At 61.1% G+C, this 10393-nt stretch carries 10 protein-coding genes; 7 read left to right on the top strand and 3 right to left on the bottom strand.

Annotation, left to right across the window (positions count from 1 at the left end):
• The first annotated feature begins 207 nt into the window (after positions 1–207).
• From KGA97_RS27930 to KGA97_RS27915, 4 genes are all read left to right on the top strand, one after another.
• Positions 208–1566 carry an 8-oxoguanine deaminase gene (locus tag KGA97_RS27930; protein WP_223481881.1) on the top strand — a complete coding sequence of 453 codons (1359 nt, stop codon included), beginning with the start codon at positions 208–210 and terminating at the stop codon, positions 1564–1566.
• 351 nt (positions 1567–1917) lie between these two features.
• Entirely contained in the window at positions 1918–3000 is a 1083-nt protein-coding gene (locus KGA97_RS27925) for a BMP family ABC transporter substrate-binding protein (RefSeq protein WP_223481880.1), read from the top strand.
• A gap of 140 nt (positions 3001–3140) precedes the next feature.
• A complete protein-coding gene (locus KGA97_RS27920; protein WP_223481879.1) occupies positions 3141–4106 on the top strand; it encodes an isopenicillin N synthase family dioxygenase in 966 nt (321 codons plus the stop codon).
• 81 nt (positions 4107–4187) lie between these two features.
• Positions 4188–5141, top strand: coding sequence for an adenosine deaminase (locus KGA97_RS27915; protein ID WP_008031333.1), 954 nt, complete (start codon positions 4188–4190; stop codon positions 5139–5141).
• Positions 5142–5266: 125 nt separating this feature from the next.
• Here KGA97_RS27915 and KGA97_RS27910 read toward each other — a convergent pair whose 3' ends face one another.
• Together KGA97_RS27910 and KGA97_RS27905 are read right to left on the bottom strand one after the other, a co-directional pair.
• Positions 5267–6001, bottom strand: a complete 735-nt coding sequence (locus KGA97_RS27910) for an ArsR/SmtB family transcription factor (protein WP_008038764.1) — start codon at positions 5999–6001, stop codon at positions 5267–5269.
• A 316-nt stretch (positions 6002–6317) separates the two neighbouring features.
• Positions 6318–7247 carry a LysR family transcriptional regulator gene (locus tag KGA97_RS27905; RefSeq protein ID WP_008038763.1) on the bottom strand — a complete coding sequence of 310 codons (930 nt, stop codon included), beginning with the start codon at positions 7245–7247 and terminating at the stop codon, positions 6318–6320.
• Between the two features lie 118 nt (positions 7248–7365).
• Here KGA97_RS27905 and KGA97_RS27900 point away from each other — a divergent pair, with 118 nt between their 5' ends.
• From KGA97_RS27900 to KGA97_RS27890, 3 genes are all read left to right on the top strand, one after another.
• Positions 7366–7659, top strand: a complete 294-nt coding sequence (locus KGA97_RS27900) for a putative quinol monooxygenase (RefSeq protein WP_008031327.1) — start codon at positions 7366–7368, stop codon at positions 7657–7659.
• Between the two features lie 29 nt (positions 7660–7688).
• Positions 7689–8702: a zinc-binding alcohol dehydrogenase family protein gene (locus KGA97_RS27895; protein ID WP_008031324.1), complete on the top strand. Its 1014-nt coding sequence runs from the start codon at positions 7689–7691 to the stop codon at positions 8700–8702.
• Between the two features lie 134 nt (positions 8703–8836).
• Positions 8837–9007: a hypothetical protein gene (locus KGA97_RS27890; protein ID WP_008038760.1), complete on the top strand. Its 171-nt coding sequence runs from the start codon at positions 8837–8839 to the stop codon at positions 9005–9007.
• An 8-nt stretch (positions 9008–9015) separates the two neighbouring features.
• Here KGA97_RS27890 and KGA97_RS27885 read toward each other — a convergent pair whose 3' ends face one another.
• Entirely contained in the window at positions 9016–10212 is a 1197-nt protein-coding gene (locus KGA97_RS27885; protein WP_008031320.1) for a multidrug effflux MFS transporter, read from the bottom strand.
• Between the last annotated feature and the right edge of the window lie 181 nt (positions 10213–10393).

Raw genomic sequence — 10393 nt, 5'->3', positions numbered from 1 at the left:
ACGCCGATGCAGCTGACCCACCATCGCGAGCAGGCTCGCTCCCACAGGTGCGCGTTCCACACGAGGTTCAGTCGTCTGGCCGGACTTGCCTGCAACTGGGTTTTGTTTGACACTGCGCACCTCGTCCCCGCGGCGACCCTGGATCAGCAGACAGGGTAATCACTGAGCTGGCTAACCTGAACCCAACTTTCAGAGGAGCCGGCCAACATGCCTGCGACCCGTACCTGGTTAAAAAACCCCCTCGCGATCTTCACTGCCAATGGCCTCGATGCCCGTGGCGGCCTGGTTGTGCAAGACGGCTTGATCGTCGAAGTGCTCGCCGCCGGCCAGCAACCGTCCGCCCCCTGTGGACAAGTATTCGATGCTCGCGAGCATGTGATCCTGCCGGGGCTGATCAACACCCATCACCACTTCTATCAAACCCTGACCCGCGCCTGGGCGCCGGTAGTCAATCAGCCGTTGTTCCCGTGGCTGAAAACCCTGTACCCGGTCTGGGCACGCCTCACCCCTGAAAAACTCGCCCTTGCCACGAAAGTCGCGCTGGCCGAGTTGCTGCTGTCCGGCTGCACCACCGCCGCCGATCACCATTATCTGTTCCCGAAAGGCCTGGAAAATGCCATCGATGTGCAAGTCGAAAGCGTCCGCGACCTCGGCATGCGCGCCATGCTGACGCGCGGTTCCATGAGCCTGGGCGAGAAGGACGGCGGCCTGCCCCCGCAGCAGACCGTGCAAGAAGGCGAAGTGATCCTCGACGACAGTCAGCGCCTGATCGCCGAGTACCACGAACGTGGCGATGGCGCGCAAATCCAGATTGCCCTGGCGCCGTGCTCACCGTTTTCGGTGACCCCGGAAATCATGTCTGCCAGTGCCGAACTGGCAAACAAACTCGACGTGCGCCTGCACACGCACCTGGCGGAAACCCTCGACGAAGAAGACTTCTGCCTGCAACGCTTCGGCCTGCGTACCGTGGATTACCTGGACAGCGTCGGCTGGCTCGGCCCGCGCACCTGGCTGGCGCATGGCATCCACTTCAACCCGGATGAAATCGCCCGCCTCGGTGCGGCCGGCACCGGCATTTGCCATTGCCCGAGCTCGAACATGCGCCTCGCGTCCGGCATCTGCCCGACGCTGGAGCTGACCGCCGCCGGCGCGTTGCTGGGCCTCGGCGTGGATGGCTCGGCGTCCAACGATGCGTCGAACATGATGCTCGAAACCCGTCAGGCGCTGTACATCCAGCGGCTGCGTTATGGCGCCGAGAAGATCACGCCGGAATTGGTATTGGGGTGGGCGACCAAGGGTTCGGCGAGTTTGCTCGGGCGCACCGATATCGGTGAACTGGCGGTGGGCAAGCAGGCGGACCTGGCGTTGTTCAAGCTGGATGAGCTGCGGTTTTCCGGTAGCCATGACCCGGTTTCGGCATTGCTGTTATGTGGTGCGGATCGGGCGGATCGGGTGATGGTAGGAGGCAAGTGGCGAGTGATCGACGGACAGGTTGAGGGGCTGGATCTCAAAGGCTTGATCGCCGATCACAGCCAGGCGGCCCGGCAGTTGATCGCTGGCGTCTGATCGGACACCTTCGCCGGCAAGCCGGCTCCTACAGGTTATGCGCGATAACTGTAGGAGCCGGCTTGCCGGCGATGCTTTTTAAAGCCCCAATGGCGATGTTGACCACCGACTGACTGCGGGCGTTTCGTGACACCTCAGCGCACCAGTGAATGGCAGCCGGTTTGGCCTGTGCACTTTATTGGCCTTGTGGGCCTCTTCGCGGGCAAGCCTCGCTCCTACAGGTCGGCGTTGTACTTGTAGGAGCGAGGCTTGCCCGCGAAGGCCGCTACACGGTTTCGGATATTTGTTGTCCTGTTGGTCAGTAATTTGCATTACCCCCTCCAACCTCAAAACAAAATGGAGTGGGAATTCATGCATAAACGTCCGTTGAAGAAGCTGCTGTGCGCCGTCGCTGCAACCTTCGGTCTGAGCGCCAGCCTGACCGTCAACGCCGCTGACCCGCTGAAAGTCGGCTTCGTCTACATCGGCCCGATCGGTGATCATGGCTGGACGTATCAGCATGAACAGGGACGCAAGGCGCTGGCCGAAAAATTCGGCTCGCAGATCACCACCCAGTACGTGGAAAACGTCGCCGAAGGTGCCGACGCCGAGCGGGTGATCCGCAACATGGCCAAGGACAACTACGACCTGATCTTCACCACCTCCTTCGGCTACATGAACCCGACCCTGAAAGTCGCGAAACAGTTTCCCAAGGTGACCTTCGAGCACGCCACCGGCTACAAGCAAGACAAGAACCTCGGCACCTACCTGGCGCGCACCTATGAAGGTCGCTACGTCGGCGGCTTCCTCGCGGCGAAAATGACCAAGACCAAAAAGATCGGCTACGTCGCCTCGTTCCCGATTCCGGAAGTGATCCGCGACATCAACGCCATTCAACTGGCCCTGAACAAATACAACCCCGGTACCGAGATCAAAGTGGTGTGGGTCAATTCCTGGTTTGACCCGGGCAAGGAAGCTGACGCCGCCAACGCGTTGATCGATCAAGGCGTGGATGTAGTGTTCCAGCACACCGACAGCCCGGCGCCGATCCAGGCCGCCGAGCGTCGAGGGGTGTATGCCGTGGGCTACGCTTCGGACATGGCGCACTTCGGGCCGAAAGCGGTGTTGACCTCGATCGTCAACGACTGGGCTCCGCACTACATTCAGGCGACCCAAAGCGTGATCGAGCATGCGTGGAAGTCGCAGGATTACTGGGGCGGCTTGAAGGAAGGCACGGTTGAACTACCGATCAGCGACCTCGTGCCGGCGCCGGTGAAAGCCGAGGCCGAACAGATCATCGCGGACATCAAGAGCGGTGCGTTGCATCCGTTTACCGGGCCGATCAAGGATCAGGCGGGCGTGGAGAAAATTGCGGCGGGCGCGACGGCGAGCAACGCGGAACTGGCCTCGATGAATTACTACGTTGAAGGCATGAAGGCCGAGATACCGAAGTAACCCTCAGCCCAACACACCCCCCTGTAGGAGCCGGCTTGCCGGCGATGAGGCCATAAAATTCAACATCAATGTTGAACAGGAGGCCGCCATCGCTGGCAAGCCAGCTCCTACAAAAGCTCATTCCATCTCAGGAACGCAGTATGAACAGCCTCCCCATCATCGACATCGCCCCGCTCTACAGCGATGACCAGACCGCCTGGCAATCCGTCGCCACACACATCGACCGCGCCTGCCGCGAGTGGGGCTTTTTCTACATCAAGGGTCACCCGATCAGTGCCGCACGCATCGACGCCGTGCTTGATCACGCCCGACGCTTCTTCGCCCTGCCCGCCGCCGAAAAGCTCAGCATCGACATCACCCAGACCCGACACCATCGCGGCTACGGCGCCATCGCCACCGAACAGCTCGACCCGAACAAGCCCAGCGACCTGAAAGAAACCTTCGACATGGGCCTGCACCTGCCGGCCGATCACCCGCAAGTGCTGGCAGAAAAACCGCTGCGCGGCCCCAACCGTCATCCCTCGATGCCCGGTTGGGAAGCGCTGATGGAGCAGCATTACGTCGACATGCAGGCGCTGGCTCAAACCCTGTTGCGCGCAATGACGATGGCGCTGAACATCGAGCGCGACTTCTTTGACACGCGCTTCCATGAACCGGTCAGCGTGCTGCGGATGATCCACTACCCGCCGCGCCACACCGCCAGCTCCGCAGATCAGCAAGGCGCCGGCGCCCACACCGATTACGGCTGCATCACCCTGCTGTATCAGGACGCGGCTGGTGGCCTGCAAGTTCGTAACGTGCAAGGCGACTGGATCGACGCGCCGCCCATCGAAGGCACTTTCGTGGTCAACCTCGGCGACATGATGGCGCGCTGGAGCAACGACCGTTATCTGTCGACGCCGCACCGGGTGATCAGCCCGTTGGGTGTGGACCGTTACTCGATGCCGTTCTTCGCCGAGCCGCACCCCGACACGCGCATCGAATGCCTGCCCGGTTGTCAGGATGCCCTTCACCCGGCGAAATACCCGGTCACCACCTGCGCCGAATTCCTGCTCTCGCGCTTCGCCGACACCTATGCTTATCGGCGAGAGCAAGAGGCGGGGTAATGAACCTCTTGGTCAGGTTTTACCAATTGTTGCAGTCAGCACCTGTAGAATGCCGGCATTGCACCTGATGAGATTTCAACAATGTACGATTGGCTGAACGCCCTGCCCAAGGCAGAACTGCACTTGCACCTGGAGGGTTCGCTGGAGCCCGAGTTGCTGTTCGCCCTGGCCGAACGCAACAAGATCGCCCTGCCGTGGAGCGATGTCGAAACCCTGCGCAAGGCGTACGCCTTCAACAACCTGCAAGAGTTTCTCGACCTGTATTACCAGGGCGCCGACGTGCTGCGCACTTCGCAGGATTTCTACGACCTGACCTGGGCGTACCTGTTGCGTTGCAAGGCGCAGAACGTGATTCACACCGAACCGTTCTTCGACCCGCAGACCCACACCGACCGTGGCATCCCGTTCGAAGTGGTGCTCAACGGCATCGCCGCCGCACTGAAGGATGGCGAGCAGCAACTGGGCATCACCAGCGGTTTGATCCTGAGCTTCCTGCGTCACTTGAGCGAAGAACAAGCGCAGAAAACCCTCGATCAGGCGCTGCCGTTCCGCGATGCGTTTGTGGCCGTAGGCCTGGACAGTTCGGAAATGGGTCACCCGCCGAGCAAGTTCCAGCGCGTGTTTGATCGCGCCCGCCACGAAGGCTTCCTGACCGTCGCCCACGCCGGTGAAGAAGGCCCGCCCGAGTACATCTGGGAAGCCCTCGACTTGCTGAAAATCCAGCGCATCGACCATGGCGTACGCGCCATCGAAGACGAGCGCCTGATGCAGCGGATCATCGACGAGCAGATCCCGTTGACCGTGTGCCCGTTGTCGAACACCAAGCTCTGCGTGTTCGATCACATGTCCCAGCACAACATTCTCGACATGCTTGAGCGCGGCGTGAAAGTCACGGTGAACTCGGACGACCCGGCGTACTTCGGCGGGTATGTGACCGAGAACTTCCATGCGCTGTACACCGATCTGGGCATGACCCAGGATCAGGCCAAACGCCTGGCGCAAAACAGCCTGGATGCGCGGTTGGTCAAACCCTAAGCCACACCGCATTACCCTGTGGGAGCTGGCTTGCCAGCGATGACGGACTCACATTCAGCATTGATGTTGAATGTGAAGGCCTCATCGCTGGCAAGCCAGCTCCTACAGGGTCCACGTTTCGTCGACTACAACGCCATTTCCAGCTCGGTTTCCTTGGCGAAGCGATGGATTTCACGCTGCCCCGTCGCAGTAACGTGCAAGGCTCGCGAATCGTTCGGCAAACTCAGCCAGCCGGACTGCATGAACAATTGCAGCAACGCCGCGCCGAGTGAACCGCCCATGTGCGGACGTCTTTCGCTCCAGTCGGGGCAAGCGCAAGCGGCTCGACGGGTGCTGTGCGCCAGCGCCTGGACGTACACACCGCGCTTGGCCAATTGCGTGGCGCCCTTGTGGGTGATCGACACCCGCTGCTCGAACTGTTCGATCCAACCCGTATCCAGCAAACGCTGGTAAAGATCGGCGGCCAAAGTGCCCCCCAAATGATCGTCGCAGAGTCGTGCGCGCAACAGCGACGAAGGTGCCGCCTGAGGTTTGGAGAGAGGTGCGGCGCGTTTGAAAACGTCCGGCATGCCCCGGGGCGTACTGGCAATCGTCGCACTGGCCAGTGCTTCTATCGCAGCGCCGACTTCGGGCGCGGCCAGGCGGAAAAACCGCTTGCGGCCACGGGTTTCGACTTTCAACAGACCTCCGGCGGACAAACGCCCCAGGTGTGCACTGGCCGAAGACGGTGACAGGCCGGCCAGCAAGGCCAACTCTTCGGTTTGTCGCGCAGAGCCGTCCATCAAGGCCCACATCATTGCGCTGCGCTTTGGGTCAGCCAGCAACGTGGCGATCTGGCTGATGCAAGGTGCATGTTCCATGTATTCACTCCCTGTTGAATCGTTTCGTCTACTGCTCAGAGACATCTTGACCAGTAATGTGTCGTCGGCCAAGACGCGGAAACCGCGACAACCCGGGCAAAGCCACCCACTCACACAAGCCATTGCCTTGAGGGTTTTGCAAAGGCTCGTCGATCGACTGCGGGCCTGGCCGACTCGAACGCGGACTCGCCAAGGCGAGATCGACCGTGCGTACCTGAGGCGAGCGCTAGTATATGCGTGTTAACCGTCGGTTCCTGCCCTCTGAAAACCCTTGGTGGTGATAGTTCCTGAGTGAAATTTCGCTTTTTACCTGCGACTAATGATCGGTGACCGCCAATACCGGAAATTGACTACTTAAACCGGCGCATCGGCTGGCGAGCATTTCCCGCAAAAGGTTCACCGGCTTACTCAATTGTGCGCGATGGGCGCACAGCAAATTCAGCGGTGCGCGCTCACAGATCAGCTCCGGCATCAGCACTTTCAAGCGACCGGCCAACACATCGGCGGCAACATCGAGCCAGGATTTGTAGGCGATCCCGGCGCCCGCCACGGCCCACAGGCGCACCACATCGGCGTCGTCACTGAAACGGTCACCGCTGACGGTCAGGCTGACTTCGCGTTTGCCATCGTGAAAACTCCAGTGATCGTGAACCCGGCTGCCAAGCATGAACAGCAGGCAATTGTGCTGCGCCAGTTGCTCCAGTTGCCGCGGCTCGCCGTGTCGGGCCAGATAGCTCGGCGCGGCACACAGCACGCGGCGGTTGTTCGGTGCGATGGGCAGCGCCACCAGGCTTGAGTCTTCCGGCTCGCCGTAGCGCAGAGCGATGTCCACCGGCTGGCGGAACAGATCGGCGATGCGGTCGCCCAGCAGCAGGCGCACCGTGAGCTTCGGATGCTCGCGCTGGAACTCGTCCAGCCACGGCAGCAACAGGTTGCGACCGAAATCCGACGGTGCCGACAGCTGCAACACTCCGCTGACCTGGTCCTGACCGCTGGCCAGCAAGCGGCGACCCTCATCGAGGTTGCTCAGGGCCGCCCGGGCGTATTCGAGAAACCCCTCGCCCTCGGCGGTCAGGCGCAGGCTGCGGGTGGAGCGGGCGAGCAACCGCGCGCCGAGTTGCTGTTCGATGCGCTTCAACGCCGCACTGGCCACCGCCGCCGACATGTCCATCCCCCGCGCCGCCGCCGACAGACTGCCCAGGTCCGCCGCCCGGACAAACAACTGCAAGTCATCGAAACGCAGCATTTCCAGCCTCAATTATCAAAAAAATATTGAAAGAGACTGCTCTTTTAGCGGGTTTTATCTTGCAGAGAAATAGCCAATCATCTGCCCCATCGAAATCACCCCGTTATCGGAGTCGAACATGTCCCAGCCGTTTACCGCCATCGCCACCCTGATCGCCAAAGCCGGTCAGCAAGACGCACTCGAACAGCACCTGCGTGCACTGCTGGAACCGACCCGTGCCGAAGCCGGTTGCAGTCAATACGACCTGCATCAGGACCTGGCCAATCCGCAGGCCTTCTACATGATCGAGCAGTGGAGCAGCGACGAAGCGCTGCAAGCCCATGACGCCAGTGCACACATCCAGCATTTTCGTGCCACGGCCGGCGACCTGATCGAGCACTTCGATCTCAAACGCCTGCGCGTCGTGGCCTGATTTTCTTAAATACTTTTGCGGAGCCCTTCATGAAAGCCATTGCCTACTACGCCTCGTTGCCGATCAGCGACGCCAACTCCCTGCAAGACATCGAACTGCCAGAGCCGGTTGCCGGCCCGCGCGACCTGTTGGTGGAAGTCAAAGCCATCTCGGTCAACCCGGTGGACACCAAAGTCCGCCAGAACGTGCAGCCTGAAGGTGGCGCGGCCAAAGTGCTGGGCTGGGACGTGGCCGGTGTGGTCAAGTCGGTCGGCAGTGAAGTGACGTTGTTCAAGGCCGGCGACAAGGTGTTCTACGCCGGCTCCATCGCCCGCGCCGGCGGGAATAGCGAGCTGCACGTGGTGGACGAGCGGATCGTCGGCCACATGCCGAAAACCCTCGGTTTCGCCGAAGCCGCAGCGCTGCCGTTGACCGCGATCACCGCGTGGGAATTGTTGTTCGAACGCCTGCAAGTGCGCGAAGGCAACACCGATGAAGGCCAGAGCCTGCTGATCGTCGGTGCGGCCGGCGGTGTCGGTTCAATCCTTACGCAACTGGCCAGCCAGCTCACCGGGCTGAAGGTCATCGGCACCGCGTCCCGTGCACAAACCCAAAGTTGGGTGCGTGAGCTGGGCGCCGATCTGGTGATCGATCACAGCCAACCGCTGAGCGAAGAGCTCAAACGTGCAGGCGTGAACTCGGTGACCCACGTCGCCAGCCTGACCCAGACCGATCAGCATCTGGATCAATTGGTCGAGGCGTTGGCGCCGCAGGGCAAACTGGCGCTGATCGATGACCCGAAGGCGCTGGACGTGACCAAGCTCAAGCGCAAGAGCCTGTCGCTGCATTGGGAGTTCATGTACACCCGCTCGCTGTTCGAAACCGCGGACATGATCGAGCAACACAAACTGCTCAACCGCGTGGCAGCGCTGATCGATGCCGGGACACTGAAAACCACGGTGGGCGAGCACTTCGGAACGATCAACGCGGCGAATTTGCGACGTGCGCATGAGCTGCTGGAGAGCGGCAAATCCAAGGGCAAGATTGTCCTCGAAGGCTTCTGAAACAGATTGATACAAGTGTCGTCCGAATGGACGACACCGTCAGTCCGAAGGTTGACCGCTGTCATCATTGTGGTCGTATTCGGGTCTACAATCGTGTCCTCTGCGATGCAATCTTTTAACCGAGGAGGTCAGCAATGAAGATCCTGATAAAAGAATTGGCAAAATCCCAGTGGCAGGTCCGCCTGGACCAACACGCGGTGACGTTCCGTAGCGAAGCCGAAGCGCGCGAGTTCACCCGAACCCTCGAAGCACGATTGCACGCCCCTCATCAGATTCCCGTCCAGCAGCAACGCGCTGCCGGCTGAGACCTTCCTCACACCTGGGCTTTCACCAATGCCCGGGCATTTTGCAGACGCCGGGTGAGCATCGCTATGCTCACCACCAGAACTCCGCACAGGCTGATGACCATGGCCATCGGCATGGCGCTGCCGTCGTACAAAATACCCACGAGCGACGCGGCTCCGGCGGCGACGCTGAATTGCAGGCAACCGAGCATTGCCGACGCACTGCCGGCGCGCGCGCCCTGCCCGTTCATGGCGCAAGCCGAGGCGTTGGGCAGGATGCAACCGAGGCTGGCGATGCAGATAAACAGCGGAATCAGCAATGGCCACAATTGCTCGGTGTGCAGCGAACTGACCGCGAGCAGCGTCAGGCCCGCCGCGAGGTAGATCCATACGGTGCGCGCCAGCAGGAACGCCGGGCCACGCTTGGCCAGCAACCGTGCGTTGACCTGCGCCACCAGAATGAACCCCGCCGCATTGGTGCCGAACAACCAGCCGAAGTGCTCGGCCGGCACGCCGTAGAGTTTGATGAAGACGAACGGCGAACCGGCGATGTAGGCAAACATCCCGGCGATGGCAATGCCACCGGTCAGGGCGTGGCCGAGGTACACCGGATCCGACAGCAGCCGACCGTACTGACGCAACGCGCCCGACAATGGCTGACGTGGCATATTCGCCGGCATGCTTTCCGGCAAGCCGAGCGCCACGGCCAGCCCGGCCAGTGCACTGAAACCGGTCAGCACCAGGAAGATCGACTGCCAACCCGTGGTGTTGACCAGCAACCCGCCGAGCATCGGCGCGAGAATCGGTGCCAGGCCCATGACCAGCATCAGTTGTGAAAAGACTTTCGCCGAGCCCACCGCATCGCATTTGTCACTGACGATCGCCCTTGAAATCACCATCCCCGCACAACCGCCCAGCGCCTGGACGAACCGCGCACCGAGCAGCCATTCCAGGTTCGGCGCATAGGCGCACGCCAGGGACGCGACGGTGAACAGCCCGACACCCGTCAGCAACGGAATGCGTCGACCAAAACGATCCGCCACCGGGCCGTACATCAGCTGACCGATGGACAAACCGAGGAAATACGCCGCCAGCGTCAGTTGAACGTGTTGTTCATCGGTGCCGAACGCCAGCGCCATGGCCGGAAACGCCGGCAGATAGAAATCGATTGCCAGCGGGCCAAAAGCGCTAAGTGCGCCAAGAATCAAAATGGTACGGAAGTTCATCGGGTATCCAGTGGGACGGAGGTCGGCGGGCACACAGTCTAGCCGCGCATCGACGCCTTGAACATTCCGATAGCTCGCTAACTATTAAAAACTTGTGGATATATGCAGATCCCTTGTGGGAGCGAGCCTGCTCGCGATAGCGGTGTGTCAGTTGCGGTGATGTCGGCTGATACACCGCTAT

This window comes from Pseudomonas sp. BF-B-15 (genome assembly GCF_019946675.1).
GTDB lineage: Bacteria > Pseudomonadota > Gammaproteobacteria > Pseudomonadales > Pseudomonadaceae > Aquipseudomonas > Aquipseudomonas migulae.
This window is presented reverse-complemented; position numbering and strand designations above follow the sequence as displayed.